The sequence below is a fragment of the Rhizobium sp. PL01 genome (assembly GCF_033447125.1).
In the GTDB taxonomy this organism is placed as follows: Bacteria; Pseudomonadota; Alphaproteobacteria; order Rhizobiales; family Rhizobiaceae; genus Pararhizobium.
This window is the reverse complement of record NZ_JAWQUM010000010.1, coordinates 117,531-143,926: the sequence shown is the minus strand read 5'-3', so window position 1 is coordinate 143,926 and position 26,396 is coordinate 117,531. Positions and strand designations below refer to the sequence as shown.

The window sequence follows — 26,396 nt, the reverse complement described above, 5'->3', positions numbered from 1 at the left end:
ACTGCAGGACTGGCGCAGATATTCGCAGCAAGTCCGTTTGGCATGGCAGGCGTAGTCTTCGGAAGCTATGTCGGGGTAAGATGGGCCGCGCGTCCGAAAAGCGTGCTTCGCCCAGGCGGTAAAAGCCCTGACCCACTCGGCGTCCAACATAAGCCGGAGCCATAGATCGCTATTTTCGAATGACTTCCAGCAAAAGCCGGACTTCAACAATCGGTTGTTTGAATTCGTCGAAGACCTCGACCGAAAGCAAATATAACGGATAGCCGGGAAGGTCGTCATTCGCCATCCCAGCGAGTGCCTTGATGGCCTCAGCTTCGGCCACTTGATGATTTTCGAAATCGAGTGCGCCTTCCGAATGGGTTGTGCCCTCGTTGTCCACCATTGTGAAGAAGTACTTTGGCATCGTCACACTTTCAGATGATTGCATAGCTTGCGAACAGGCTGGACGATCCACAGCCACAAATATCGGACGCCGTGGTTGAGGTCCGACCTTGGTCGGGTGACCATGGGGCGGCACTTATGATGAACACCAACCAGGGAAGTTGGTTCCGTGCGGCGATGCGGTCGCGCGAGGGAAAATACCCTGCCCCCTCGGAACAAAATTGACCGTTGCAAGTTTCTGCTGTGGCTCGAAAGAAGTGCCAAATGTAGAGGAAAAACAATGAAAAAGCTGTTCTTTGCGGCTGCGCTCGTTGGCGCGTCGGCCCTGAATTCGTTCGCCCAGACCGCAACCCCTCCGGCGACGGCGGACGGCGATACGCCGGCGGTCGCAACACCCGACACGACGAACACGATGGCACCCGTCGAGGGCGCCAATTCCTTCACGGAGGCTCAGGCCAAAGAGCGCATCGAAGGCGCTGGCTATAGCGCCGTCAGCGATATGAAGCTCGACGATAAGGGCATCTGGCAGGCAATGGGCACGAAGGACGGCAAACCGGTCGCCGTCTCGCTCGATTACCAAGGCAACATCGTCTCGAAATAATCCGCGGAAACGCGTTGAAAGGATGTCATCATGAAAACGGTAACTGGTCTGTTTGACGACTATAGCGATGCAAGCACTGCGGTCCGCGCTTTGGAAGCCCGCGGCATTCCCTCCGACGACATCAGCATTGTCTCCAACAATGCAGACGGTCGTTACAAGGACGGTGACCACGAAACCAACGCGGCCGAAGGGGCTGGCACCGGAGCGGGTATCGGCGCGGTGGTGGGCGGCGCAGGTGGCCTGCTCACAGGTCTCGGCATCATGGCCATCCCCGGCGTCGGTCCGGTTGTGGCGGCCGGTTGGCTTGCGGCTACAGCACTTGGTGCCGTGGGTGGCGCCGTTGCAGGCGGAGCGGCCGGTGGTCTCATCGGTGCGATGACCGCATCCGGCGTCCCGGAAGATCACGCTCACGTCTACGCTGAAGGCGTGCGGCGCGGTGGTACTCTTGTCACGGCAAAGGTCGAAGACCACCTCCAGCCTGAAGCCGAAGCAATCCTGAAGCAGTCGAACTGGGTCGATCCCGACGAACGCCGGACTGCGTATTCGCAGCAGGGCTGGACGAACTTCGACGAAACTGCCGAACCTTTCGGCCCAGCTGAAATCGAGCAGGAACGCGGCCGCTATCCGCGTCGTACTCTCTGATCCAAACGAGGCGGGCCGTGCCGAGCGGCCCGCTTCACTTTCCAAAACGGGAGGCATCCTATGTCGAACAATACCCGGACAGGCGGTGACGACGGGTCAGGCCCGTCAAACGGTTCAAGCGATACGACGTTTGGTTTGTCGACCGAGAGCCAGGCGCAAAGACAAGATGCGGTGACGATCGGATCAGACGTCGTCGGCGAGGTCTTGAACATCTATCGGCTGGTTCCGCTTGCAGCACCCGATGACCCGAACTGGGATAACGCCCCCAGCTACGGTGAGGTTCTGGTTGCGGCTCGGACAACCGGGGATGCCAGGATAGTCGCCGCATCTCGCGAGCTGGACTTTATGGAAATTGACGCCTCCCCTGCGGGAGGGGTCACGACGACCCACGCAAGCTCGTTTCGCAACGAGAAACTCTACACCGTGATCGAGGTGGAACGCGGCCGAGAAGACGTTCGACGGGGTGTATTGGAAGGTGAAATCCCGGTCGACACCATCAAGCCCACCCAGCTTTGAACATCGAAATTGCAGCGTACCAGCGAGATTGAAACTGACCGCGGCAATCCCGCCAGCGGCCGACCAATTGACGGAGCCCATCATGGCCAAAACCACAAAGACACTTGACGAACTTTTCCATGACACCCTGAAGGATGTCTATTTCGCCGAAAACAAGATTGTTGCCACCCTGCCGAAGATGCACACGGCGGCGAAAAATTCGGAGCTAAAGGCGGCATTCGAGAAACACCTGGGCGAAACCAAGGTGCACATTGAACGCTTGGAAGAGGTGTTCAAGATCATCGGCAAGAAGCCTGAAAAGAAAACATGTGCAGCCATTCTCGGCATCACCGACGAAGGCGACGAGATCATGGAGGAATACCAAGGCTCACCGGCGCTCGATGCTGGCCTTCTGGCCGCCGCACAGGCGGTTGAACACTATGAAATGGCGCGATACGGCACCCTGCGCACTTGGGCTCTGGAACTTGGCATGAAAGATGCGGCCAAGCTGCTTCAGACGACGCTCGATGAGGAGCAGGCAACGGACATCGCTTTAACTGGAATTGCGACCTCGGTCGTAAACCAGAAAGCCGAAGGATAACCGTCGCTTTGAAAGACTGATCCGGTTACCCCTGAAGGGACGGCACCGCCGTTTTCCGTCCCTTTTGGGCTTGTGGAGGCGGCCGCGTTGAGGTGTGTCAACACAGGCCAATGCATGGAATGTCAGCCAATGCGGCCGAGCAACCCTTCTCCGTCGCGCAATGTACGCTGGTCGACGCCCCACTCCGCCTCCGCGATTTTATGTACCGAAAGGATTTCAATTGCTGGACCAACTGTCCGCCATTGGCGGCTCGTTCAACATCGTCCCTCACCTCACTGCCCTTATCGCCGCCTACATACTGGCTCTTCCAGTCGGATGGGACCGGGAAAAAAGTGAACGTAGCGCTGGATTGCGGACATTTCCGCTGGTCGCGATTGCCAGTTGCGGCTTCATACAGGCAACCGAATCCCTCGTTCACGGCAACCCGGAAGCGACCGCTCGCATTGTCGAAGGTCTGATCACCGGCATGGGCTTTATCGGAGGCGGAGCCATCCTGGTCGTCAAAAGCAACGTTCGTGGCACAGCGACCGCAGCTAGCCTTTGGGCGACCGGGGCCGTCGGCACAGCGGTAGGGTTGGGTGCCTACGATATTGCCGTCGTGCTATCTGTCCTGACCTTTCTAACACTGCGGCTAGGTTCTACGATGAAGTCGTCAGACCAAGAAGACGACATAACCCGCGGAAAATAGATTGCGATCTGATTGTCTTGAAAGTTACCAACCGGAATGGGATGGGCTTTCTACGGGTTGGGCCATTTCACGAACGTACGGAACATCAGAAGCGACGGGAAAGCCAAATGAAGCTCATTCTCCGGCAGAATATGCAGCCTTTTTTGCGAGACGAGAACGGGCATGTCGCAATGACCGATGGACAAACCGATTGGCTCGTCATTGTCACAAAGGAGGCCTTGGAGGCCATATCCATGCCTCCGCTGGCCGACGACCAGCGACTTCTAGATCATTTGCAGTCTTTCATCGAGATCGCAACTTTTAAGCTCGAGCGCGGCAGAGAAGGCGAGGAAAAAACAATCTGGGTCCAGTCGGATGACATACGAGAATGGCAGCAGGCAAGGCCACAAGCTTAGATGCCAGTTGGCGGGTAGTTATGGCTCACCGCTTTGGTGTAAGCCCAATTGGCCACGGTCAAGGGGTAGTCCGGTAACCTCGACGATAGGAAACTACTGGACACAGTTTCCGCTACAGCATGACGACTGAACACGAAATCGATATTGATCGGGCTCCCAAGACCTATTCCGATCAGTCGTCGCGGCAGAACTTGCAGCACATCCTTTGCCATGCGGCCGTTGATCGGCTTGCAGATGTAGCGAGCGGTCAGCGGTAAAGACCCTTCCGAAGGCATAACTGCTACAGACGCTGTCGATGACGCACGTATCGGGCCACCGCGCGGCGACAGATCTCGCGAATTAGAGCCCGTCCATTTCACCTGGCATTGAACGTCACCCAAACCTTCGCGACTTTCCGAAAACATTGCAAGAAAGGGTAAAATTTGAAAAGGGCCGGGATGAATGTGTTTGCCATCTTCAAAGCCAAATCTCAAAAATTTCCTTTTTGGGCTGCGGTAAGTCTATCGATGGGAAAAGCCTGCATGTTATAGTTGAACATAGCCGATGCCCAATCCGGCGCCGATGGCCGGAAGGTGATCGTTAAGTTTTGCAGACATTTAATCTGCGATCAATAGACGGCTCGTGGTTGCGAGGTGGTTATGAAAGCAAGACGTCGGCGCGTTATAACACTCGCAGTCCTTTTGGGCGCACTCGGCGTGATAATCCCGATCGCCGCGATGACTTGGATATCGTGGCAGGTGGCCAACGAAAAGGAACTCAGCGTCCTCGAAATGGTTGCGTCAAGGGTTATCACACGCGCGGATGTGACGTTCGCAGATGCCCGCAGCGCAATCAAGGCAATGCAGAAGACCAATCTCCTGCCCTGCTCAAATGAGCACATCACCCGCATGCGGACGGAAACGATCAACGTTCCCGCGGTGGAAGAGATTGGCTATTTTGAAAATGGCTTCCTCAAATGCACATCTTGGGGACTTGCGCCTGCCGGAATTGCAAAGACACAGGGTGATTTCACGGCGCCCGACGGGATGGAGGTCTTTCTGAGGATAAGGCCGATCATAAGCCGTGGAAAGCAGATGACCGCGCTACAGCTCGGCAGTTATAATGCTCTGGTGGTTCCTTCCCGCTTCGTAGACGTGATCGTCGACAAAACGATGGCCATCTCCTTGATGGACAATAACGGGCTCGTCATCAATACACTCAACGATCCGGACGTAGAGCTTGCGACCAGGCTCGCCGGGCAAGAGCAGAGCGGCCTTAGTGCCGCGCACTTTTATACAGCGGTCAGGCGAAATGGCCTGGTCGTGGTGGTCATGGAGCCTCGATCTCTTCAGGTTGCCCAGTTCAAGAACCAGATGACCAAATTCCTGCCGATCGGTGTGTTTATCGCACTGTTCACCGTTGGCATCGTCTACTGGATGTCGAAGAAGCGCTTATCGCCCAAGGCGGAGCTCGAAATTGCGGTCAGGCACAGAGAGTTCATCGTCCACTACCAGCCCATCATACAACTGGAGTCTGGAATTTGCTTCGGTGCGGAGGCTTTGGTTCGTTGGCGTAGACCAGACGGGACCCTCGTGCGGCCAGATCTGTTCATTCCCTTGGCCGAAGAGTCGGGGCTGATCGTCCCGATCACCGATCAAGTTGTCGAAACCGTGATCACCGAGCTCAATTCGTTGCTCGTCCACGACCGTACTCTCCACATCGCGATCAACCTTTGTGCCGAAGACATCGTGACCGGCCGCATTCTCGACTTTTTGGACAAACGGCTGGAGCACACGGGCATCCATAAGGCGCAAATCTGGCTCGAAGCCACGGAACGCGGCTTCATCAACATCGACGCAGCGCGGGCAATGGTCGACAGGGCGCGCAAATCCGGACATGCGGTGGCGATCGATGACTTTGGAACGGGATATTCGAGCCTTCAATACCTCCAGGGGCTACCGATGGATGCGCTCAAGATCGACAAGTCCTTCGTTGATACCATCGGCAAGAACACCGCAACGAGTTCTGTCATTCTTCACATCATCGAAATGGCACAGGAACTGGCGCTCTTCTCGGTAGCGGAGGGCGTCGAAACAGAAATCCAAGCGGCGTATCTGCGGGCACATGGTGTGAATTTTGCACAAGGTTGGCTTTTTTCGAAGCCACTCCCCGCGAAGGAATTCATTGAATTTCACACGTCGAACAAACAGAAGTTCGGATCAGCGCCTGAGGTTGTGAGGTTTATCCAACGTTAACCTCCCTTCAGCAAATCCGACGCTTCCCCAAAATCGAGACACCGCCTCTCCGCCTTGAACGACTTCGAACCAACGCCCCTGGTTCACCACTTAGTTCTAACACACTGGATTCACTGAAGTAGGCGGCATATGACGATTTATAGAACTTCATGATTTACGACGCAGAAACAGAAAATGTGATCGACCCTTTCGGAGAGCGTCTTTTCAGACCGGAACGCGTGAGCTTGGGTGCGATGTGGTGGAGCGCGATGACATAAGGCATACGCTGTCCTTTTGACCGTCCAATTATTTTTTTGTGCAATCCATCGAGGTAACGGTCTTGCGGCCGGCGGGTGGCCCACAAGTTGTTTTGAAGTCGATATTCATTGGACGGAGTTCATCTCCGGCGTGAATGAGCTTGCGGGCTGCGACGCGGCTTCCCCGCGCCGGCTTTAGCCGGTGAACAGATTGTAGTTCAGCTTGAGGCCAGGGCGCGGCCAGGGAAATGAAACAAGGCGGCCGGTTTCGGATAGGGTAACGTAAGCAGTGCGATGTGACGACGTAGCGGTGCTCAGCGATCTTGTCACTTACAGCGCTTATGAACTGCGTTCATGAGGGCGGCATGAAGATACATCCAATCGGCAAGCGCGGCCAAATCCTTAAAAGATCCTTATAAGGGTTGCTTAAAGTCTTTCTTTGGCATATAGAACCCATATAGGGGACCGTATATGCAATTAACGTTCCAAACCTATTGGCAGGGCGAGTGGCACGTGTCCGGAGTGGCGCGGATCATGGACGATAGCCTCGGGTATAAGGGGCCCTCGGTTGCCGAGTACGAAGTAGACTACTTCATAGACAAGGCAGCGACCGACTTCCATCACGAGGAATCCGTCACGGACGCGAGAGCCATGTCGGTAAACTATCCGGTCAGCTTAGCTGGATATTACCGCCAAACATGGCCGCCATTCATGCTTGACCTGATGCCGCAAGGTCATGCACGGAGAAAACTTGCGGGCCACCTGCGTATAGGTGTCGATGCGCGGGAGTCCGATCTACCGCTGCTTCTGCGCGCGGGCGGCAATCCGATCGGCAATATCCGCATCAAAGAGGCGGCCGAGGCCGAGGAGCTGCGGCTCGCTGCCGTACGCCGCGTCGGCGTGACTGAGCGGGACATCCTGGAAAGATCGGAGCTTTTCGTCGAAGTCGTTGACAGGTTCGGGATGATCGCGTCGGGTTCGAGCGGCCTTCAGGGAGAGTGGCCTAAGGCAGCAATGACCTTGGCCACTGACGGGCTTTACTATCCGGATGCATTCGTCGGCGACGACGAAGCTGTGAGGCACGTCATCGTGAAGCTCCTCAGGAGCCGCGACGAACAGGACCGACTGATTCTGGAAGGCGAGGCAGGCTATTCAAGGCTGGCGCAGGAACTTGGTCTGCATGTCTACGAACCTTCGGTGTACGCGGAGGGCGTCCTTGTCATCCCCAGGTTCGATCGGCATGTGGAAAACGGGCGACTGCTGCGCTTTGGCCAGGAGAGCATGGTGTCGGCGCTCGGCGTGGCGGACTTCGGCCATCTGGCAAGTCACGAAGATTACATCGATGTTCTCCGTGGCAATTCCGACGAAGCCTTCACTGACATCGTCGAGTACGTGAAAAGGGACATCGCCAACAGGGCGTTCGGCAACCCTGACAACCACGGTCGCAACACGGCTCTTTCAAAGGGACCGGATGGCAGCGTACGTCTAGCGCCACTGTTTGACTTCGCGCCAATGCGCCTTGCTGTCGAGGGGACTGCCCGATCGACCCGCTGGGCGGCGATGAGGGAAACGCATAGGGATACCGCGCCCGATTGGTTCGAGGTATGTCAGGCGGTGTTTCCCGACGACCCTTGTAAGACGATGGGGTTGTTGGACGAAATCGGTGGTTTTGCGGAACATATACTTTCGTTGGGCGATCTCAACGAATTCGGCATCCGCAACAATGTCTCGAAGCGAGCGGCAGCGAACCTGATAACTGTCTGCGAGGGGGTTCTTGGAGCCCTCAAACGCAGACATGAACTTGTGACAACATGGAATTCTCCATGCCTAAAATGAGGCAACTCGCCAGAGAGGAAATCCGGGTTCTGCGTCAGCGCGTAAGAGAGCGCGCGGCCACGGCCGAGCTACGTTTGCCGGAAGCGGTCCTCGATATTCGGAAGTCCCTCGGGTTGACGCAGGAGAAGTTCGCCGAACTCACGGGGATAACCAAGAGACAGATCGCCGAGATCGAGACCGGCAAGGGCAACCCCACTATGGATACGCTGCACAAGATCGGAAAGCTCTTCGGGTTTTCTCTTGGATTCGTCCCGAAGGATGGCAGCGGTCCGCCAGGACTACCTCCACAAGAGCAGAAGCCCTGAACAAGCCCAGCGCTATCGTCCAGGACAATCACGACTCAGTCGTGATGGCTACCTTGACAGCGGTCTCGCTTTTCACAATGCGGCTGTGTTGGCAGAGCGACCGGACTTCAATACGGCTTCCATAGGATACCTACGAACGAAAATGGCCCCCGGCGAACAAGGCCGCAATAGGTTCGGCTACGCCAAGTTACCACGCGTCAGTTCCTCGACGACCAACACCATACAATCCCAATGCCGTTGAAATCGACCTTGTTTGGACGACGCGAACGACCTGCGCATCTTGCGCCGACCCGAGGGCCAACGCAGTATCGGTCAGACCGGCAAGAGCAGTCCTGCGCCCCGCCTGCATGTCCTGTAGCGGCGTACTCAACAGGCCGACACCTCCCATGTAGCTTGTGCAGGATTTCCTTCTGGCACTGACCGATCCGTCCTTGAAGATGAACGTGTCGCGTTGGCAACGATCTACGCCATCTTTGCTGCCACTTCAGGGCGCATGGCCAGACTGCGAGGCAGCCAGGGTAATCAGCAGGATTGCAACTTTTGCAGCAAACAGCCAGCGGCTTAAGGGCGTGCCACGGCCGTCTGCCCCCCGCCGTAGATCACACCGCGCTGTTTCGCGAACCAAGATTTCAGAATTTTTGTCATGCCGATCCCGCTCTCCGGTTGTAGGGCAAAGCATGTGTAGGATGCGTTGCCACCACCGCCAGGAATTGACTGGCGCGAAAGGTTCGGTTGTTGAAGAAGACTGCCTCTCTGCTTGAAATTGCCGGGTGGAGCCCCACATGTTCAAGGATAAGTGCTCCCTGGAAGGAGGGCCAGACAATGATCTCGCTGAGTGACAATGCAATCATCCTCAATCCCCGCCGTGAGCTCACCCGCCCGCAACAGACCGCATTGAAGGCGATCGCATTCTTCCGCCGTCAAAAGAAGACGGGAAGCCGATGGATCATTGGAGACGCGCGAATTCCAGAGACCACCATATCTGATCTTCAACGCCTCGATCTCGTTGGAGAAGACCGGGTTCACGGTGTGAGTACGCTTAGATTAACCACCGCCGGGAGTTTGGCCGCCGAACGATTGCGGCAATAGCCCGAAGGGTTTGCTCACGAACAGCTCCTGGCTTTCCAGGCTTGGACGAGCGGTCACGGCGTGCACTATCGGCTGGGTCAAGAAGGCCCAGTCGCCCGGCCATCGGCTGGATGCACGCATTCAAACCGGGCCTTATTTAAGAAAACATGCAAATATCTCGATCGAAGCATTTGTGGCGCCGGTGCCGAAAATCGCACCGCTCGCGAAATGTTGCGAATCCACAGACAAACGAGGCCAAGGACATGCACACGTTCACAGTCATGACGAGCCGTCAAATCCAAGCCGAGACAGCCGAGGAGGCTGCTCTTCTCATGTATCAGACGTTGACCAGGGCCGCGGCGCCCATAAACTACGCGGTCACCGACGAGGCGAACCTGACGACACATGTAGAACTGGACCGGGATAGCGCAGTCAACTTCGCCTCAACGGATCACACGGCAGATCCCGGCAACTGGTAGGCCTGTACTCTTCAATTGACGCAATCGAAAGACCAAACGGCCGTGATGGAGTTCCATTCAAGCAGGAACAAAGCGCCGTACGCTTCGTTGCGCTTTTTTTCAATTTATGAAAGGAAGCCTCGACGGCTAGCACCCTCACGGCCTGCGATGCGTCCCATACCAAACATCGCTGACGCCATTGGCCATTTCGTGGAGCACGTCAGGCGATTCCATCTCTATGCCAAGTGATAGAAGGAGATGAGGAGCCCTCCGATGGCAGCCCTCTCAAACGGAAATCGCCCCGGTTGAGGAGGGACGCCGATGCTGAGACGCGCTTCAAGGCAGGACTATCCGGATCCGGATTGTGAGAGCGCGCGAGCGCCAAGCGTCATGTAATGCTCTTTGATTTTGCCGTCACCGTATGTGCACTTGCACTACAAGATGTTCAGCGCCACCTTGACCTAGACGATAAACCGAATAGGCACTGATCACACGCCAACCCTTCGCGCGGTTAATGCAGTCGTAGTCACAGGCATGTTCAATGTTCCATCTGATCTTCGGGCTGCCTTGGCTGGTTGTCCTTCTTCGCTTTATCCAGCCACTCCCATGGCTTTGGTCCATTAAGATCGTCGTTGCGGGCGTTCTTCTGATTGCCTCCCAGTACCATCTCTTTAGTCGCCTATCGTCGGGGTCAGTCTTCTCGCCCGAGTTCCCCAGACCCCTGATTATCGCATTCAATCTGCTCTTCGGCGTGATTGTCCTGTTGGCGGTGTTTCAGATCACACTGGATGCGATATCGCTGATATTGACACCATTGATTGGGCACTTTCCGCTGGTCCCGCCCGAAATTCGCTACACGATGGGCGCCGTCGCCATCTTGATGTCGGTGTTCGGGGTTGCCCAGGCAATCCGTGTGCCGCCCTTAAAGAATATCGAGATCGCGATCTCACGCCTCCCTCCCGCTTTCGATGGCTATCGAATTCTGCAATTGACCGATCTCCACATCAGCCGCCTTTTCACAGCCTCCTGGACGAAGGAAGTCGTTCGCAGATCGAACGCTCTTGGTGTCGATTTGATAGTGGTCACTGGCGACTTCATCGACGGTAGCCTCGAAAATCGCCGAACAGACGTCGCGCCCCTTGCGAACCTCCGCGCTCCGGATGGCATCTACGCAATACCCGGTAATCACGAATACTACTTCGGCTATGAGCGATGGATGCTGCACGACGCCGGTCTCGGCATCGGAATGCTGATGAACGACCACACCATCATCAAGCGTCGGGACGCGCAAATTGTCGTCGCGGGCCTAACCGATCTTGCCGCCCTCGGGACAACGTTGCCCGCACCAGACCTCGTTGCCGCTTTAAAGGGCGCGCCTGATGGTGCTCCGATCATACTCCTCGAACATCAGCCGAGAATGGCGGTGCGCTCGGCGAAAGCCGGGGTTGCGCTGCAGCTATCAGGACACACTCACGGTGGGATGGTTGTCGGTCTGGATCGTCTTGTTGCCAGAGGCAACAACGGCTTCGTATCCGGCCTATACGATGTCGGCGACATGCAACTCTATGTCAACAACGGAACGGCCCTGTGGCCAGGCTTCGCTCTGCGGTTGGGAAGGCCTTCGGAACTGACTGTGATTACGCTGCGAAAAAAGCTGTGAAACTGCAGAGCTTGCTCTCGCACCACTGCTTGCTGAGGAGCACGGTTTGTCGTGACAGAACCGCGGGCAGAAGGCGCTAGCGTGCCGGGTGGCTGAACCTCTTGCTGATCCCAGGCTACTGGAGCTGCGGCCGCTTGAGAAAACTCTCCCGATCGGCAGACTTGACCCTCAGCCAGGTCTTGCGGCCTTCGCGAACGATCCTGACCGGATTTTCCGTCCCCGCCTCGCCGCTGTTCCAGACTTGCCGATAAAAGTCGGCCAGACCGCTGACCTCTTCGTTGCGAACTTCGGAAATGACATTTCTCCGCCTTTTAACCCGCCTTGGGCCGCAGGGCCATCAGGGGCAACGCTGACGACCACGACATCACCGTTGCTCTCCGCCGCAATCGCTCCGATCGAAGGACGGGTAGGCTTATCGACCCTGCAAGCAGGTCTATCGGCACGACCATGTTATATCGGACCTGGTTCACCCCGGCTCATCTCCAGCTTGAGAGACCCTATTCCAGACCCTATTCAATCCTGGGAACGAGCGATCATGGTTAGATCCTCCTGAAAAACCGACGGTTCGCATGGTATCCGGCCGCATACGAAGTTTCCTCCATTGAACACATTTTCGATCAAATGGGGGTAAAAACACAAGCGCTGAAATCGGTCTTTCCATCACACCGGCAAGTCTATATGTTCCGTATTTGTTCGGAGCTGTCTCGTTATCTCCAGCACCGGTCACCCAGAACTATGTCGGACGTTTCATGGCCACTGCCCATTTGGAAAAATTGAACGATCAGCAGCGAAGCGCTGTTGAGTTCGGTGTCGGCCAGACAGCTACCAATGTTGCAGGTCCTCTACTGATCATTGCGGGTGCCGGCTCCGGCAAGACCAATACGATCGCGCACCGCGTCGCCCATCTGATCGTCAACGGCACAGACCCCCGGCGCATCCTGCTGATGACGTTTTCGCGCAGGGCGTCCTCTGAAATGGCCCGCCGTGTTGAACGGATCTGCAAGCAGGTGCTTGGTGCAAACTCTGCTCTCATGACTGATGCTCTAACCTGGGCCGGTACGTTTCATGGTATCGGCGCGCGGTTGCTGAGGATCTACGCCGAGCAGATAGGCCTGAATGTCGACTTCACCATCCATGACCGCGAAGACAGCGCCGACCTAATGAACCTCGCCCGCCACGACCTGGGCTTCTCCAAGACCGAAAGCCGGTTTCCGACCAAGGGCACCTGCCTGTCGATCTATTCGCGCACGGTCAATTCCGAGGCGCCACTCAACGACGTGCTGCGCAATCATTATCCATGGGTGTCAAGCTGGGAGGAACAGCTGAAGACCCTGTTCTCGGGCTATGTCGAGGCCAAGCAGGCCCAAAACGTTCTCGACTACGACGACCTGCTGCTCTACTGGGTGCAAATGGTCAATGATCGAGCGCTTGCCGAGGACATTGGCAATCGTTTCGACCATGTCATGGTCGATGAATATCAGGACACCAACAGGCTGCAGTCCTCCGTGCTGATGGCCCTCAAACCCGGCGGCCGCGGCCTGACCGTTGTCGGCGACGACGCGCAATCAATCTATTCGTTTCGAGCCGCCACTGTCCGCAACATTCTCGACTTTCCAGCCTGCTTCAGCCCCGCCGCCGACATCATCACGCTTGACCGCAACTATCGTTCGACGCAACCGATCCTTTCCGCCGCAAACGGTGTGATCGGCCTGGCCCTTGAACGCTTCACGAAGAACCTCTGGAGCGCGCGCCAGTCGGAGCAACGCCCAAAGCTCGTCACCGTCAAGGACGAGACGGACCAGGCAAACTTCATCATCGAGGAGATTTTGGCCAACCGTGAGACCGGAATGACGCTAAAGCAGCAGGCCGTCTTGTTTCGAACGTCCAGCCATAGCGGGCCGCTGGAGGTGGAACTCACCCGCCGCAACATCCCATTCGTCAAATTCGGCGGCCTCAAATTCCTCGACAGCGCCCATGTCAAGGACATGCTGGCGGTGCTGCTTTCGGCTTCAGCCGTCAAACGATGGCAACACGGTCACCGAATGCTGTTTCGTCGTCAAAATTCACGCATCCGATCCGTTCGCTCTCACCGGAAAACAGATGATCTCCCGGGTCCTCACTGTCACCGGTTGGGTTGTCTTCACCGTCCTTTGACCGTTCGCGCATGTCGCGGTCTTCGATAGCACCAGGTTCTGGTTCGTGCTGTCCTCGTCGCGACGTCTGCATCGCGACCTTGTCGGCATTGATCTGGGACTGGCGCGCAGCAACCCAAACGTTGTCGGGTTGCGAGCAGATCGACGTGCTCGTTCCGATCTTGGTGGGAGACGACATGGCTGTTGCGACAATCCGGGTAACGGGATCAACCATGGCGACAATGTCCTATTGCTGATGGATGGATGTTTGTGGGTCCTGCGGTCGGGCGCACACTGGTGTGGCCTGCCGGACCGCTATGGTAGATGGAAGACGGTGCATCGCCGCATCAGCCGTTGGTGCCACGCCGGCGTCTGGGAGCTTGTGTTTGATGCGCTGACGGCGGACCGCGACAACCAATATCTGAAGTTGGACAGTACCATCGTGCGTTCGCATCAACAGGCGGCAAGGCGGCTTGACCATCAAGATCCATATGCTCGTCGATACCTTCGGCAGGCCATTGCGGTTTTACATCACACCTGGCCAAGCCAGCGACATCAGATCTGCAGCGGATTTTCTCGAAGACCAGCGAGCTGAGGCGGTGCTTGCTGATAAAGCTCATGCTAGCAATGCTTTACGCGAGACCATCACCGCCATGAAGGTGAAGCGGTATCCCCTCGAAACGAGACCGCAAGGTCTTTATCCCACCACATCAGCGTCTACAAACACAGAAATCGGATCGAACGATGCCTCCATCGTCTGAAAAATTTCCGTCGCTTCGCAACGCATTACGAGCGGAAGACAATCCACTTCAAAGGCTTCTTACATCTCGCCGCTGCCATGATCTGGCTACGCTGAATGTCGATCAGTCCTAGGCGACCCAAGGATTGATCACTTTCAATCCGGCGGCCTCAAATGGTCTTGCATCTCTCGTTGCGACCGCAAGGTGGTTCTGTGCTGCCGTAGCAGCAATGTATCCATCAGCTTTGCCGATCGCCTTCCCGGTTATTCGGCCGCCGGCCATCAGCTCCGCGTAGAATTGCGAGGCACCTAAGTTAAAGGGCAGAATGCGCCCGTCAAAGTGCGGAAGAACGTCACTTTCAAGACGATCGTGGAGAATTGTCTGACGTTTCCCGGACGGCATGGAGGCAATCCCGAAACGAAGTTCAGCAACTGAAATCGCTGAAATGAACAGCGTCTCAATGGCTTGTGCATCCAACCAAGTTATCACGGCAGGATCAGGAGTCGGTTTCCACGGCTCAGACACTAAATTGGTGTCTAGCAAGATCATTCGAAAGTCATCGGTTCAGCTGGTGTCATGTCGCGCTGCTGTTGCAGCGCTTCAACGTCACTGTTCGATAGTTCGGCGTCACGGCCGATGGCCGCGAGTAATGACCCGAGTTTCACGCGTTCAGATGGACGGACCGCAGCTTCCAGAATGTGACGAATCTCGGCTTCGGTACTACGGCCGTGGTAAGCTGCTCTTGCGCGTAACGCCCGATGTGTTTCATCGGAGATGTTTCGAATGGTGACCGCCGCCATTAACACAATCCTATTCACCTTTAACTTTGATATCACCATAGTCGAAATGATGGCATTCTTCAAGTCATGGGACGAGGGCGAACGGTCCAAGGCAGTGCGTGCGGCCGCTTGCCGAAACTAAGCCGCTATGCCCTGAACCGGTCAAAGGCCGTAAGATGCTTGGTCGGCGGGTCCGCATGGGGATACCGGTAGATCTCGGTTCGAAGGTAGCGCAGCTCATCCTCCAGCGCCTCTTCACCCACCTCTGTCCACCAGCACTTCAGGCGACCGTCGCTGCCATCGGACCAGCGATAGCCACGGGCCTTCAAAGCATCCTTCATGTCGAATGGGCTGTTTTCCGCAAGGACCCGGACGCGCGATCGCTGACTTGCCTGATAAAGTTCGGCAAATCCGGTGGTCGCGCACGCATTTTCCTCGCGCGCCAGCACCTCAAGCAGCGCGAAGCAATCGTCGACAGCGCGATGGCCCTCATGAAAATAGCCCGCCTGCCCGAGCAGATAGCCAAGCTTCGTGCCTTCGTAGCCGCGGGACTCCCAATCGACTTCCGAGTTTGAGCAGGCCCATGCCTTGTTTGCAAAAACGGCGGAAAACGTCTCGCAGAATGGTCGATCGAATCCAGCATTGTGCGCGATGATCACGTCAGCCGGATCGATGAGCGACCGCAGCGCTTTCAAATCGATGATCTGGCCGGCAACCATCTCATCGGTGATTCCGGTCAGCCTTGTGATTCTGGCAGGGATCGATATCGACGGTTGCTGAAGCCCACCATAAACCCCGGTGACATCGCCAATCATTCCGCGCTCATCGAATGTAAACGCAATAGCGCCAATCTCGATGATCTCGTCCTGTTGTTTCCGTATCAAGTATCACACCTTTCAGCGGGAACTGCGCGCGGGTGATAGCGGCTATCTCACGGTGCTCGAGCTTCGTCAGAATTCTGTAGCGGCCCGTTTCGATCAGGTGCCGTACCATCGCCGCCTCGCTCATCGCGTCGGGGACTGCTCTTTTTGGGAGAGCTTCGTGGTCTGGCACGACAACAGGCTCGTCCGGACTGCTCGGAAACATGTCGAATTGTGCTGTCATGCGTCATTCTCTAATAGGGGGCGGGTCGAACTCAATACCGTATCGCGGTGCGCGCCCGGCTTGTCCCCATGTAAGCACTCGAATTAGACCAGCCAGTGTCAGTGATTTGCACAAAACGCCGGACGTCTTCATCCGACTGGAAAATATAATGACCGGCATCGGCCGGACCACGTTGCCTCCATTCGCATAGCCTGCACGATGGGCGGTGTCATTGACACCCGACTTCGTGAGCGAACTCTATAAGGCTACCAACGAGGTGGCTAACCTGTCATTGGCGGAGCGGCGCAGATTGATCGAACGTGCCTTGGCGGCCATTGCTGATCTATATGAGGCCCTGTCGAAAGAAGGCAACATCGAACCCTTTCCTACCACGCTCATGTCCGAAATCAGGACCATCTTCACGAGCTCGAAGAAGACCCGAACTTTCTTGCATCGCATCTGCTGCTGGAATACGCATATGAAATCAGGAAACTTCGGATCCTGATCGAAGCGCGTTGAGAACAATTCTCTCTTTGAAGAAACGCCGGAAGGCTGCCACCGGCCGACGGACTAAGAGCATATCGGAGAGCCGAGCTTAGCGGTGGAAGAGCCACGGTTCGGGAATTCGCGCATGCGGCTCGGGTTTCCGAGGCAGCCACAGGAGGTTGAACATAGCACGGCAAATGCCGGAAACCAGGACCGACAGCGCTCGGCGCGCGGGGCCTGTTCTGAATTGAAGTTTGCTTTGGTTTCGCCCTAATTTCCGGCGTTCAGACATGCCGCGTAAGAATCGGAACTGAGGACCTGAACGGCGTCATTGCGTCATCTTCGCGGTTAGAAGGTCATGTTCGGGCGATCTCCTGCCGCCTCACTACGGTAGCAACACTTCGACCGAGATATCACCTGTCGGGTTGAGCTTGGTAAATATGAAGTGAGACAGTCTGTCCTGTCGGATCACGGCAGCGCTCAGGCGACCCGTCCGATAGGCTGCGGTATCGACGGCGATGCGATTGTCATACATTTCGGGCAGCAGCGAATTTGTGATGGTGTGGCCGTGCACGACAATATGGTCGAAAGCGTCGACATGATCGAGAAAGCCTGCCCTGATCCATCGCAAGTCGTAGTCAGTCTGCGCGGTGAGGAGAACCCCGGGACGGATACCAGCATGCACGAAACAGAACCTGCCGATTTCCTTGTATGTCAGCGCGCTCTCCAATAAGTGTGCATGGTGCGGAAACGCTTCGCGTATCTCTGCGGCAATCCCCTCGAAATCGGGCACTGGGAGATCGGAGTAGGCGCTTACGGTTGCAACGCCACCCCAATCCATCCAGTTCACCGCGTCTTCAGGTACAAGTTCGCCGCGAAGCAAAGCGCGCAAGTAAAAATCGTGATTGCCGAGGACTAGTCGCGAACCGGGATAAAGTTCAAGCGTCGAGGCAACGAGATCCAGCACCTGCGGGCTGCGGGGTCCCCTGTCAATCAGATCGCCCAGAAATATCACGATCGGCTTTAATCCGCCCTGACCTGAGGCGACAGCGACATGACGGAGCAAGACCTCAAGAAGATCGGCGCGTCCATGAATATCGCCAATCGCATAAATCTCGGAGGCGGGATCCTCAGTCATCACTGTTATTCTCTCTTACAAGCATACATGGGGTCCGGCGCCACGCTGTAACCGTTTCAGGGTTTACGTCACCTTCTGGCAATTCCGCAAGTTGCGATCCAGATTTCAGGCAAAATGCTCCGTTGGGTGAGCGCCTGACAGCGCAGCGTGCGTTTCTTCAGCTATGTTGCGCCCTTCGACAGGGTCAATCACATCAACGGCCGACGACTGTTGGACTGCGACCAGGCAACCGTTGCCTCCTTTTTTCTGGTGGTGTTGATCGCCGGCGAGAATGGCGAAAAAAGTCAAGCACGCTGCGGGTGCGACCTATAACGCGTCGGTCGCACGGGCGGAAGCGATGACGCTCCCGGATCGCTTCGAGGTCGACTGCGCGGCCGACACGATACGATGATCGCTTTGAAACGCTTGACGGACGACGAAGATCAGCGCTTCGTGACTGATATCATGGTCCGCCAGCTCATGGGCGACGCAATGCGGGAGCGCGTCGCAGAGACTGCGACGATAGTACACTGCCGAGTTCATGGCTCGGGTCAGCAATACATCGTTGTCGATTGCACTGCCCGCCTCGCCGCACGGCTTGCGCCACAAATCTCTATCGACGAAATCGGCGATAGAGATCGCATGTGTTTGATTGTCTGCATTCTTCGATGGCACGGGCGGCCCATTTTTCTGAGCTGATGTTGGTGCCTCCGGCACAGCCGCAAGGCCACTCGCCTGGAAGCCGGCTTCCACTGCGCCAGGCAGCGGGAGAAACGATATCAGTGGGCGCCGGCGACCCTGTCGGCATGTTCCGATGAAACCAGATCGGCATGATGCGCGAGCGCTACATCCGGATGGGAGAAGCCTGCTCTTCAGGTGATTGTGGCCAACTTCACGAAAGATCGGATTGAGCGGATCGACCGTGATACCGCGCTTGGATGCCCGCCACGATATCGGCTACGATGCGGGTAAGAAGAAAAAGGGCCGGAAGCGGCATATTCTGGTCGATACCCTGGGTATGCTTCTCAAGGCCGAGGTCCATTCGGCGGGCATTCAGGATCGCGACGAGCAGCTCTCGTTTTCGACAAGCTCGCCAACCGCTTTCCCTTTGTTGAGACAATCTGCGGCGATGGCGGCTATCAGGGTCCAAAGGTCGAAAAGGCAAGCCCGAGACCAATGGAGATCGTCAAGCGCAACCGGGTTGGGTTCCAGGTGCTGCCGAAGCGCTGGATCGTTGAGCGCACGCATGCATGGATTGGCATAAACCGGCGTCTGGCAAAGGACTTCGAGCGGTTTTCCGCAACAAGCCCCGCCTTCATCCAGACCACTATGATCAAGCGTATGACACGGCGGCTGGCCAGATATCCGCTTTCTTGAACAGACTCTGAGTGTCGGTCCACAAAGAAGTTGAATGATATGAATCGCTTGTGATTGCATGCCGTTGATTTGATTCGACGAGGGCGTGGAACCGATGTGGACCAAGGCGCACCGTGGGAAATACAATCGAGATGATCTGCGCTATCCGAGCGATTTGACGCACGCGGAATGGGGACTGGTCTAGCCTTTGATCCCACCAGCCAAGCGCGGCGGTCGCAGGCGCGATGTCTTCACGGCCTGCTTTGTGTTCTCAGCACAGGCCGCCAATGGCGGTCCGTGCCGAAGGACCTGCCGCCGAAAAGCACGTTGTTCAGCTGTTTCTACCTGTGGAACTGGGATGGCAGTTTCGGCCGTATAGGCCCGAGAATCGGGCCGGTAATTGCTATGGGCTCAGACCGTGGATCCGCCTACGAAGGAGAAATTCGATGCCACTCGAATGAACAATTGACAAAATCCTGATGTGAGCGGATTCGAACTTTCGACCCTGTTCTTGTGGAGAGAAAACAACTCAAGTGCGCCAGTTGGAGAGGTCGCTCCTCGCCAACGATCGTCCCTTATACCGGTCGTAGCCGCTGTTCGTCCCGGACGAAGAAAGACCGCCTGAGAGTGTGGTAACGGAAACTCGGAGAAAAACATCGACGGGCAATTAACATTTTGTCATACTACAGGCTGATTTTTTAGCGTGAATCACGGATCAGAGACTGATATTATGACTTAATAAATCATATTACAAACTGATTCATACACATTGATAATCAGTCTATGTACTGATAAACTTTCGTTATGATCAGCTTACAGCCTGAGGTTAATGTATGAAAAGCGACAGTCGAAAAAGGGGGCGGCTGCGACTCGATGAAAGACTTCAAGCGCTCCAACCTATTGACCGGTTCAGGGCGCCGCCAAAGGGATGGGTGCGCGCACTACGCGACGCGCTCGGGATGACGGGGGCGCAACTCGGCACACGCATTGGCGTGAGACCTCAAACTGTTGAAGCCATCGAGAAGTCAGAAGCCGCAGGCACCATCCAACTCAACACTTTACGTCGAGCAGCTGAGGCGCTGGATTGCACGCTCGTCTACGCCCTCGTTCCAAACAGTTCACTTGAGGCAATCATCGAGTCGCGCGCGCGCAAAATCGCAACCCGCGAGCTTCAGCGCGTCGCGCATACGATGCGGCTCGAAGCTCAAGGCACGGGCGAGTCGGACTTCGAATCTCGTGTGCAGGCATACATTCGCGACATACTCTCCGAGCGCGACCTCTGGAACGAGACATGACGGACCTATTTCGGGAGCCTGAGGACGCCACACCTCTTAAGCCAAACGAGCGTGACGGATTGCTTCAGACATGGATAACACACCGTCGCGACCTCAACGAGGCAGAACAGGAAAACATTGTAGAAGGTGCGGCTCGGGTGCGCGGCCGCCGGCGGGTGTCGCTTGAGCGAATGCTCAGCGGAGACTTCATCAGAACACTGCACAAGCGCATGTTCGGAGATGTCTGGGAGTGGGCCGGCACATTCCGAACGACGGAGCGCAACATTGGCGTCGGGGCTTACCGTATCGGAGTGGAGCTTGCGGGCTTGTTGAGCGACATCCGTTACTGGATCGAGCACGAGACATTTCCGCCGGATGAGATTGCGATAAGGTTCCACCATCGCCTGGTCGCGATTCACCCGTTTCCGAATGGGAACGGCCGTCACGCTCGCCTGGCGGCCGACCTTCTGATCGAACGCCTTGGCGGCGAGCGTTTCAGTTGGGGCGGCGGCAATATGGGCGACGTTGGCGAATTACGCGCTCGATACGTGTGGACCCTGCGCGCAGCAGACAATCATAATATAGCGCCGCTGCTGGAATTCGCACGCACCTAACAGGCGCCGCCTGGTGCACTTCGATCACCTGGGTTGAATATGTGTCTCTAGCCTCGGTCGCCGTTCATGGGTACGAAAAAGGCCCACCCAAGATTCTTGAGTGGGCCGTTCTCAGGCAGACGACTTGATCAGATCGCGTCAGGATCAAGTTAACTCTTCATAAACAAACGTGGTTAAGAGTCCGTTAACGATGAGGTGCATTCATGGTCTGGGGCACCGAAAGATCGCAAGGCGGCTTGTAACCGTTTCACCGCGATTACTCGCCAGCGTAGGCACCTTTTTTGATGTCAGCGTCGGGAACGCACTTTTTGGCGCTGGCGAGGGTGACAGTCGCCTCAACTTTCGAACCATATGGGGGTATGGGCGTTTTCTTGGTCCACATCCGGTGAAGGCCGCGGTCTTATAGTTTGCACTCGTCAGCCATAATACGCTCGATCATTTGTGGGTCGCATGGCAATCGATAAGGAAATGTGGAACGACGCCCTCGCAGGAGCGAATATCTCTGAGAAACTCCTGCAGGCTCTCGGTGCCTCGGTCTGTGAGGGTCGTAACGCCCTCGTCGGTGCCCTCATCAACATGGATCATTTCGCCGAAGTCAATATTCTCGGAATTGCTTGCGATTTTCCGGAGCAATCCGATGGTTGACGATCGCCTCGCTTGAGCGTCCACTCTGGAACTTACTGCCTCAAAGCGCGTTCGGCGTAGGGGACGCCACGAACATTGGCGCAGCGTGCCAAACGGGGGCAAGCCATGGAAAAATTGAAGATTGGCGGATCGGTAGAGGCAGGGCTCTACCCGGTTCACGACGTCGGGGCACATAGCAGGCTCTCTGGCCGTACGGTTCTCATCCTGATCGCGGTCGCTGTGATCCTTAAGGTCGGTCAGGACATATTCGTTCCGCTCGCCCTGGCTCTCCTGCTTGCGTTTACGCTCGCCCCGATCGTCTCGTTTCTCAGGAAGAGGTCGGTCCCTAAAATCCTGGCTGTGATAATGGCCGTGGTTTCAGCTTTCTGCGCGATCGCCCTCTTCAGCGTCATCGTGGCGACACAAGTGACAAACCTTGCGGAGAATATTCCAGCCTATCAGCGAAACATCGTCGCCAAAGTCCATGCTTTGGCACAGGCGGGCTCTGGTAATGGAATTTTCGATCACCTAAGCAAGGTGGTCGAGCGTGTGGGTGCGGAGATACAAACCGGAGCTGCCGAGAACCAAGACAACACACCAGCCTCGGAAGCAACGACACGCGAACCGATGCCAGTAGAAATTGTCACACGCTCCAATCCGATCCAGACGCTTGTAAACCTCATCCTTCCGCTGATCAGCCCGTTCGCAACGGCGGGCCTCGTTATCGTCCTGGTCGTCTTCATGCTTCTTGAGCGCGAAGACCTGCGCGACAGGTTCATCCGCCTGGTCGGTCTTAGCGATCTGCATCGAACCACGGCAGCTCTTCAAGATGCTGGCAAGCGGGTCGGCAAATACCTTCTTATGCAGTTGGTCGTAAACAGTCTCTATTCCATCCCTATCGCACTGGGCCTGTGGGTTCTCGGCATTCCCAATGCAATCCTTTGGGGGTTGTTGACGCTCGTTTTACGCTTCGTCCCGTACATTGGAGCTGCAATTGGGATGATACTTCCGCTGTTCCTCGCTCTTGCCATCGCGCCCGGTTGGTCCCTGGTCATTTGGGTGGCCGCGCTTTTCATCACCGTGGAATTGATCAGCAACAATGTGGTCGAACCTTGGCTATACGGGTCCCACACGGGATTGTCGCCATTGGCAATCATCATCTCGGCGATCTTCTGGTCATGGCTGTGGGGACCGCTCGGCCTGATGTTGTCGACTCCCCTGACGGTCTGCTTGGTCGTTCTTGGGCGGTATGTGCCACAGTTCAGCTTCCTTGATGTTCTGCTCGGCAACGAACCCGTTCTGGAACCGCACGAAAAGCTCTACCAACGCCTGCTCGCGGGCGATCCGAATGAGGCCACAGACAACGCCGAAGAGCTTCTCGAGGACGAATATCTCGTTGACTACTACGACAAGGTCGGCCTTCCCGCATTGTTGCTGGGAGAGATGGACAGGCAACGCGGTGTCATGTCCGACGCGCAGGTAACGCTTTTCTCCGCCAGTTCGATGACGTTGGTAGAAAACCTTTCCGACATCGCCGTCGAGGAGGAACGGGAAGAAGACAGTGCTGACGCTGAGGAAGTACGCTCCTCTGACCGCGAGATGGAACTGCCTGACGGCAATGGACATTCAGTGATGAGTATCGGTGGCCGCGGAGCCATCGACGACGCCGCTGCTGCAATGCTGTCACAGGTGCTGGAGGTTCAGGGCGCTACGGTCGTGACTGCAGCGCATTCCGATCTCTCAGGGAGGGCAGCGCTTGAAATCTCGATGGTTGGTACCGACACCGTGATCGTCACATTTCTCAATGCCGGCTCAAAATCGCATGCCAGACAGGTCGTACGACGGCTCAAACGCCGCAAGCCGTCAGTTCGCGTCGGCATACTCATTCCGGCAGCGAGTGGGGACGGTTCAACCACAATTGACGCGGCTGAAATAGACGCGGACTTCGTTGCAACATCCCTCAGTGAAGCGGCACGATCCGCTCTGACCGCATCCACTCCGATCGCGCTCAAGGTCGTGCCAAGAAAAGTGAGCCGACCGCGTCAGAGATTGTCCAAGCCCGTCGAGGTTTGAATTTCGATGGCACGAAATAGCCATGTGCACCGAACCAAACGTCTATGCTGCGGTTCACTCAATGAGGCATCAAGTCTTCATAAGGAGTCTCACCATCGGTATCACATCCGATAAAATTTCCGGTAAGGTCAAAGAACTCGCAGGCAAGGCGCGGCATGCGGTGGGAAATGCTGTCGGCAACGAGGAAATCGATGCGAAGGGCGTGATCCAAGAGGCAAAAGGCGATGCCCAACGGGCCAGGGGTAACGCCAAGGAAGCAATCAAGAAGGTGTTGATCGCATGCAAGTGACCGTCGGACATGACTATTACTGACCCCTTGATGCGCGTGCCATCCACGGCAAGCATTTCCCTGCCGAACACCTCGGGGCGATGTCAGACGATGGCAAACTCGTGGACAATTTTGTTGAACGCTGCGCAATTCACTCGGCGAAAAGATGCGGACGTCGTCCTGTTTGCTTTGTGTGTTGAATTTATTCAAGAACCGGAACATGTTCTCACGTGTTCGTACCGATAAGCGCTTCTTCATAACCAGGAAGACGCAACTCCTGTTTCTATAAATACCACCGCAAGGAGCGCACATTCATGAGTGATGATCCAAAGCCCAATACGGCAGACAAAGAAGCTATCGCAGACGTGGATGCGCCGGCAAGCCTAACGCGTAGAAACCTTCTTTTGAGTTCCAGTGTCCTTGCTGCGGTATCGACGATCAGCCCCCTTTCTGCCGTGCAGGAGGCCAGGCGCAGGCGGCGGCAATAGGTAAACGGCCCAATATCCTCGTCATTTGGGGTGACGATATCGGTTGGCAGAACGTCTCTGCCTACGGCATGGGAACCATGGGCTATTTCACGCCCAACATCGATCGTATCGGAAACGAGGGTATCCGCTTTACCGATCACTATGCACAGCCATCCTGCACCGCCGGTCGCGCCGCGTTCATCACAGGCCAGTATCCGATCCGCTCCGGCATGACCACTGTCGGGCAACCGGGCGACCGCCTTGGTCTTCAGACCGCCTCGCCAAGCCTGGCGGAGGTGATGAAGGCTGCCGGTTACGCCACCGGTCATTTTGGCAAGAGCCATTTGGGAGACCGGAACGAACATCTGCCGACCAACCACGGTTTCGATGAGTTTTTTGGCAATCTCTACCACCTGAATGTCTCCGAGGAGGATGAGCAGCGGGATTATCAGAACTTCGCGAAGGAATATTCTGGTACCGTCGAGGCCTATGAGAAGAAGTTTGGTGCGCGTGGCGTCATTCACTCATGGGCGAGCGCCCCATCGCAGTCGATATCGACGGCCGCTTGCTGATGGTCAATCTCACGCCTGCTGACATTTCCGGCAGCGCCGGGGCGCAGTTGATCCTCGATAGCGTGCGCAAGCGCTGGCCCTGGCTCAAACACCTCTTCGCCGATCGCGCCGATGGCCGCACAAAGCTCATGGACAAGGCCGCCTTCCTCGACTTCACCATCGAGATCATCCGGCGCAGCGATACCACTGATTGCTTCAAAATCCTCCCAAGACGGTGGGTCGTCGAGCGGACCTTCGGATGGATGAACCGATGGCGGCGTCTCGTGCGCGACTACGAGCAGCGCGTCGACTGCTCACAGGCCATGATCCACATCGCAATGGGAAGCCTACTCATCAGGCTCAAACGGGCTCTGACGCTTACCGCGGCCGCAGCAAACAACTTTATCATCGCAGTGCCTGGCGCCGACGACATTATGCTGAATTACCAGTCTACGTCCGTCCATGACCAATTGTACATTCGCGATCTCTTGAAGGTCAGGCGCAGTTTGAAGTTTGCCAAATGGCTTCAGAACATGGAAATTGCCGATCAGAATGGCAAACTGTAGCCGCTCAGGAACAGCCACCCGCTGCATTCCGGATTGCCAAGGCTGACGGCATGGCGCACGACGGCCTTCGGGAAGGCAAGGACCATGCAACGGCGACAGTGATCCGTGACACCATTCAGTTTCCATCCGAGGCGACCGCCACGCGGCTAGGACTGGGTGGAACAGGATCAGGCATGCCAACGCGGGCTTTGCTCGACTTCACCCTCGACCATGCCCGAGCACGCAACGCGGTTTAACTTTCACGCCTTGAGGAATCGAACACTTTAGGCCCTCTGTTTTGGCGACCAAGTAAAGTCGTTCGAATTGACGCGATATAAGTGCTATGATATAAGCAATTATGAAATTTATCTTACATAAGTGCTATCATGTTTGAATTTAAATTGACATCTCCATCGGAGATCGTCGCAAGGTCGGCGGCTAGGATGAAACGTCGCCGGATCGACTCCAACTTCACTCAGCGAGAACTCGCGGCTAGGTCTGGAGTGCCCTATGGCACACTGCGGGCTTTCGAGGAGACGGGCAAGGCATCCTTCGAGACCGTTGTGAAGATCGCCTTTGCACTGGAGGCCGAGGACGAATTCGAGGCCTTGTTCCCTGCGCGTGTACCGAAAACAATGGACGATGTCATAGACCGTCCGGCAAGGCAGAGGGTGCGAAAGAAATGAG

The 26,396-nt window shown here is 56.2% G+C and carries 31 protein-coding genes and 7 pseudogenes; 29 read left to right on the top strand and 9 right to left on the bottom strand.

The genetic code is table 11. The features are described 5' to 3' along the window. Positions 1 to 169 precede the first annotated feature (169 nt). Positions 170 to 403: a DUF6894 family protein gene (locus R6X40_RS22590; RefSeq protein WP_318416251.1), complete on the bottom strand. Its 234-nt coding sequence runs from the start codon at positions 401 to 403 to the stop codon at positions 170 to 172. 258 nt (positions 404 to 661) lie between these two features. Here R6X40_RS22590 and R6X40_RS22585 point away from each other — a divergent pair, with 258 nt between their 5' ends. The 12 genes from R6X40_RS22585 to R6X40_RS22530 all read left to right on the top strand — a co-directional run bounded on the left by R6X40_RS22585 (position 662) and on the right by R6X40_RS22530 (position 11,600). Further along, positions 662 to 982 (top strand): PepSY domain-containing protein, encoded by a 321-nt coding sequence (locus tag R6X40_RS22585; protein ID WP_318416249.1) that lies wholly within the window; start codon positions 662 to 664, stop codon positions 980 to 982. Between the two features lie 30 nt (positions 983 to 1,012). Next, complete coding sequence (locus R6X40_RS22580; RefSeq protein WP_318416247.1) at positions 1,013 to 1,624, top strand: general stress protein; 612 nt, start codon at positions 1,013 to 1,015, stop codon at positions 1,622 to 1,624. Positions 1,625 to 1,684: 60 nt separating this feature from the next. Further along, positions 1,685 to 2,140, top strand: coding sequence for a hypothetical protein (locus R6X40_RS22575; RefSeq protein WP_318416245.1), 456 nt, complete (start codon positions 1,685 to 1,687; stop codon positions 2,138 to 2,140). Positions 2,141 to 2,222: 82 nt separating this feature from the next. Continuing rightward, positions 2,223 to 2,720: a ferritin-like domain-containing protein gene (locus R6X40_RS22570; protein ID WP_318416243.1), complete on the top strand. Its 498-nt coding sequence runs from the start codon at positions 2,223 to 2,225 to the stop codon at positions 2,718 to 2,720. Positions 2,721 to 2,940: 220 nt separating this feature from the next. Continuing rightward, positions 2,941 to 3,408 carry an MgtC/SapB family protein gene (locus tag R6X40_RS22565; RefSeq protein ID WP_318416241.1) on the top strand — a complete coding sequence of 156 codons (468 nt, stop codon included), beginning with the start codon at positions 2,941 to 2,943 and terminating at the stop codon, positions 3,406 to 3,408. Between the two features lie 107 nt (positions 3,409 to 3,515). Further along, positions 3,516 to 3,803, top strand: a complete 288-nt coding sequence (locus R6X40_RS22560) for a hypothetical protein (protein WP_318416240.1) — start codon at positions 3,516 to 3,518, stop codon at positions 3,801 to 3,803. A gap of 737 nt (positions 3,804 to 4,540) precedes the next feature. Further along, positions 4,541 to 6,037 carry an EAL domain-containing protein gene (locus R6X40_RS22555; RefSeq protein WP_318416239.1) on the top strand — a complete coding sequence of 499 codons (1,497 nt, stop codon included), beginning with the start codon at positions 4,541 to 4,543 and terminating at the stop codon, positions 6,035 to 6,037. Positions 6,038 to 6,744: 707 nt separating this feature from the next. Next, positions 6,745 to 8,109 (top strand): type II toxin-antitoxin system HipA family toxin, encoded by a 1,365-nt coding sequence (locus R6X40_RS22550; RefSeq protein ID WP_318416237.1) that lies wholly within the window; start codon positions 6,745 to 6,747, stop codon positions 8,107 to 8,109. Continuing rightward, positions 8,097 to 8,414: a helix-turn-helix transcriptional regulator gene (locus tag R6X40_RS22545; protein ID WP_318416235.1), complete on the top strand. Its 318-nt coding sequence runs from the start codon at positions 8,097 to 8,099 to the stop codon at positions 8,412 to 8,414. The genes R6X40_RS22550 and R6X40_RS22545 overlap by 13 nt, the downstream gene beginning before the upstream one ends. 822 nt (positions 8,415 to 9,236) lie before the next feature. After that, positions 9,237 to 9,503 (top strand): hypothetical protein, encoded by a 267-nt coding sequence (locus tag R6X40_RS22540; RefSeq protein WP_318416233.1) that lies wholly within the window; start codon positions 9,237 to 9,239, stop codon positions 9,501 to 9,503. Positions 9,504 to 9,745: 242 nt separating this feature from the next. After that, on the top strand, positions 9,746 to 9,961 hold the full coding sequence (locus tag R6X40_RS22535; RefSeq protein ID WP_318416232.1) for a hypothetical protein: 216 nt from the start codon (positions 9,746 to 9,748) through the stop codon (positions 9,959 to 9,961). 520 nt (positions 9,962 to 10,481) lie between these two features. After that, positions 10,482 to 11,600, top strand: coding sequence for a metallophosphoesterase (locus R6X40_RS22530; protein WP_318416230.1), 1,119 nt, complete (start codon positions 10,482 to 10,484; stop codon positions 11,598 to 11,600). A 115-nt stretch (positions 11,601 to 11,715) separates the two neighbouring features. Here the strand turns inward: R6X40_RS22530 and R6X40_RS22525 are convergent. Beyond that, positions 11,716 to 12,104 (bottom strand): annotated as a pseudogene (locus tag R6X40_RS22525) (PDZ domain-containing protein); the annotation flags it as partial. Between the two features lie 245 nt (positions 12,105 to 12,349). Here R6X40_RS22525 and R6X40_RS22520 point away from each other — a divergent pair. Continuing rightward, positions 12,350 to 13,648, top strand: a pseudogene (locus R6X40_RS22520) (ATP-dependent helicase); the annotation flags it as partial. Here R6X40_RS22520 and R6X40_RS31675 read toward each other — a convergent pair. Continuing rightward, complete coding sequence (locus R6X40_RS31675; RefSeq protein ID WP_412178442.1) at positions 13,617 to 13,967, bottom strand: hypothetical protein; 351 nt, start codon at positions 13,965 to 13,967, stop codon at positions 13,617 to 13,619. The pseudogene R6X40_RS22520 and the gene R6X40_RS31675 sit on opposite strands and share 32 nt — an antisense overlap. On the opposite strand from R6X40_RS31675, the gene R6X40_RS31670 reads away from it, so the two are divergent. After that, a complete protein-coding gene (locus tag R6X40_RS31670; protein WP_412178441.1) occupies positions 13,884 to 14,327 on the top strand; it encodes a transposase in 444 nt (147 codons plus the stop codon). The two genes, R6X40_RS31675 and R6X40_RS31670, sit on opposite strands and share 84 nt — an antisense overlap. Beyond that, positions 14,212 to 14,493, top strand: coding sequence for a transposase (locus R6X40_RS22515; protein ID WP_412178444.1), 282 nt, complete (start codon positions 14,212 to 14,214; stop codon positions 14,491 to 14,493). The genes R6X40_RS31670 and R6X40_RS22515 overlap by 116 nt, the downstream gene beginning before the upstream one ends. A 108-nt stretch (positions 14,494 to 14,601) precedes the next feature. On the opposite strand, the gene R6X40_RS22510 is transcribed toward R6X40_RS22515, so the two are convergent. The 3 genes and pseudogenes from R6X40_RS22510 to R6X40_RS22500 all read right to left on the bottom strand — a co-directional run bounded on the left by R6X40_RS22510 (position 14,602) and on the right by R6X40_RS22500 (position 16,259). After that, positions 14,602 to 15,021: a type II toxin-antitoxin system VapC family toxin gene (locus tag R6X40_RS22510; RefSeq protein ID WP_318416227.1), complete on the bottom strand. Its 420-nt coding sequence runs from the start codon at positions 15,019 to 15,021 to the stop codon at positions 14,602 to 14,604. Further along, entirely contained in the window at positions 15,018 to 15,272 is a 255-nt protein-coding gene (locus tag R6X40_RS22505) for a FitA-like ribbon-helix-helix domain-containing protein (protein WP_318416226.1), read from the bottom strand. The genes R6X40_RS22510 and R6X40_RS22505 overlap by 4 nt, the downstream gene beginning before the upstream one ends. A gap of 125 nt (positions 15,273 to 15,397) precedes the next feature. Then, positions 15,398 to 16,259, bottom strand: a pseudogene (locus R6X40_RS22500) (3'-5' exonuclease). A gap of 322 nt (positions 16,260 to 16,581) precedes the next feature. Between R6X40_RS22500 and R6X40_RS22495 the strand changes: the two are divergent. Then, entirely contained in the window at positions 16,582 to 16,839 is a 258-nt protein-coding gene (locus tag R6X40_RS22495; protein ID WP_318416224.1) for a hypothetical protein, read from the top strand. 366 nt (positions 16,840 to 17,205) lie between these two features. Here the strand turns inward: R6X40_RS22495 and R6X40_RS22490 are convergent, their stop codons facing one another. From R6X40_RS22490 to R6X40_RS22480, 3 genes and pseudogenes are all read right to left on the bottom strand, one after another. After that, complete coding sequence (locus R6X40_RS22490) at positions 17,206 to 17,958, bottom strand: metallophosphoesterase (protein WP_318416222.1); 753 nt, start codon at positions 17,956 to 17,958, stop codon at positions 17,206 to 17,208. A 306-nt stretch (positions 17,959 to 18,264) separates the two neighbouring features. Then, positions 18,265 to 18,690 (bottom strand): serine O-acetyltransferase, encoded by a 426-nt coding sequence (locus R6X40_RS22485; protein ID WP_318416220.1) that lies wholly within the window; start codon positions 18,688 to 18,690, stop codon positions 18,265 to 18,267. 26 nt (positions 18,691 to 18,716) lie between these two features. Next, positions 18,717 to 18,876 (bottom strand): annotated as a pseudogene (locus tag R6X40_RS22480) (isopenicillin N synthase family oxygenase); the annotation flags it as partial. On the opposite strand from R6X40_RS22480, the gene R6X40_RS31665 reads away from it, so the two are divergent. The 13 genes and pseudogenes from R6X40_RS31665 (at position 18,860) to R6X40_RS22420 (ending at position 26,395) form a co-directional block, all read left to right on the top strand. Then, positions 18,860 to 19,201: a transposase gene (locus R6X40_RS31665; RefSeq protein WP_412178443.1), complete on the top strand. Its 342-nt coding sequence runs from the start codon at positions 18,860 to 18,862 to the stop codon at positions 19,199 to 19,201. The pseudogene R6X40_RS22480 and the gene R6X40_RS31665 sit on opposite strands and share 17 nt — an antisense overlap. After that, the gene (locus R6X40_RS22475; protein ID WP_318416218.1) at positions 19,114 to 19,314 is read left to right on the top strand and encodes a transposase; all 201 of its coding nucleotides are present in this window, start codon (positions 19,114 to 19,116) and stop codon (positions 19,312 to 19,314) included. Before R6X40_RS31665 ends, R6X40_RS22475 begins: the two co-directional genes overlap by 88 nt. A 94-nt stretch (positions 19,315 to 19,408) precedes the next feature. Beyond that, positions 19,409 to 19,671 (top strand): annotated as a pseudogene (locus tag R6X40_RS22470) (transposase); the annotation flags it as partial. A 455-nt stretch (positions 19,672 to 20,126) separates the two neighbouring features. Next, positions 20,127 to 20,588 carry a mobile mystery protein A gene (locus R6X40_RS22465; RefSeq protein ID WP_318416217.1) on the top strand — a complete coding sequence of 154 codons (462 nt, stop codon included), beginning with the start codon at positions 20,127 to 20,129 and terminating at the stop codon, positions 20,586 to 20,588. Next, on the top strand, positions 20,585 to 21,181 hold the full coding sequence (locus R6X40_RS22460) for a mobile mystery protein B (protein ID WP_318416216.1): 597 nt from the start codon (positions 20,585 to 20,587) through the stop codon (positions 21,179 to 21,181). Before R6X40_RS22465 ends, R6X40_RS22460 begins: the two co-directional genes overlap by 4 nt. A gap of 450 nt (positions 21,182 to 21,631) precedes the next feature. Then, positions 21,632 to 21,826 (top strand): hypothetical protein, encoded by a 195-nt coding sequence (locus R6X40_RS22455; protein WP_318416215.1) that lies wholly within the window; start codon positions 21,632 to 21,634, stop codon positions 21,824 to 21,826. A gap of 105 nt (positions 21,827 to 21,931) precedes the next feature. Next, positions 21,932 to 23,878 (top strand): AI-2E family transporter, encoded by a 1,947-nt coding sequence (locus R6X40_RS22450; RefSeq protein ID WP_318416214.1) that lies wholly within the window; start codon positions 21,932 to 21,934, stop codon positions 23,876 to 23,878. A gap of 22 nt (positions 23,879 to 23,900) precedes the next feature. Further along, positions 23,901 to 24,167, top strand: a complete 267-nt coding sequence (locus R6X40_RS22445; RefSeq protein WP_318416213.1) for a CsbD family protein — start codon at positions 23,901 to 23,903, stop codon at positions 24,165 to 24,167. Positions 24,168 to 24,702: 535 nt separating this feature from the next. Then, a complete protein-coding gene (locus tag R6X40_RS22440; RefSeq protein ID WP_318416211.1) occupies positions 24,703 to 25,185 on the top strand; it encodes a sulfatase-like hydrolase/transferase in 483 nt (160 codons plus the stop codon). Then, a pseudogene (locus tag R6X40_RS22435) lies at positions 25,146 to 25,523 on the top strand (transposase); the annotation flags it as partial. The gene R6X40_RS22440 and the pseudogene R6X40_RS22435, both read left to right, overlap by 40 nt. Next, entirely contained in the window at positions 25,503 to 25,730 is a 228-nt protein-coding gene (gene eutB / locus R6X40_RS22430; protein ID WP_318416509.1) for an ethanolamine ammonia-lyase subunit EutB, read from the top strand. The pseudogene R6X40_RS22435 and the gene eutB, both read left to right, overlap by 21 nt. A gap of 50 nt (positions 25,731 to 25,780) precedes the next feature. Beyond that, positions 25,781 to 25,963: pseudogene (locus tag R6X40_RS22425) on the top strand (ethanolamine ammonia-lyase light chain EutC); the annotation flags it as partial. A gap of 189 nt (positions 25,964 to 26,152) precedes the next feature. After that, positions 26,153 to 26,395, top strand: a complete 243-nt coding sequence (locus R6X40_RS22420; protein ID WP_318416210.1) for a helix-turn-helix transcriptional regulator — start codon at positions 26,153 to 26,155, stop codon at positions 26,393 to 26,395. The last annotated feature ends 1 nt before the right edge of the window (position 26,396 follow it).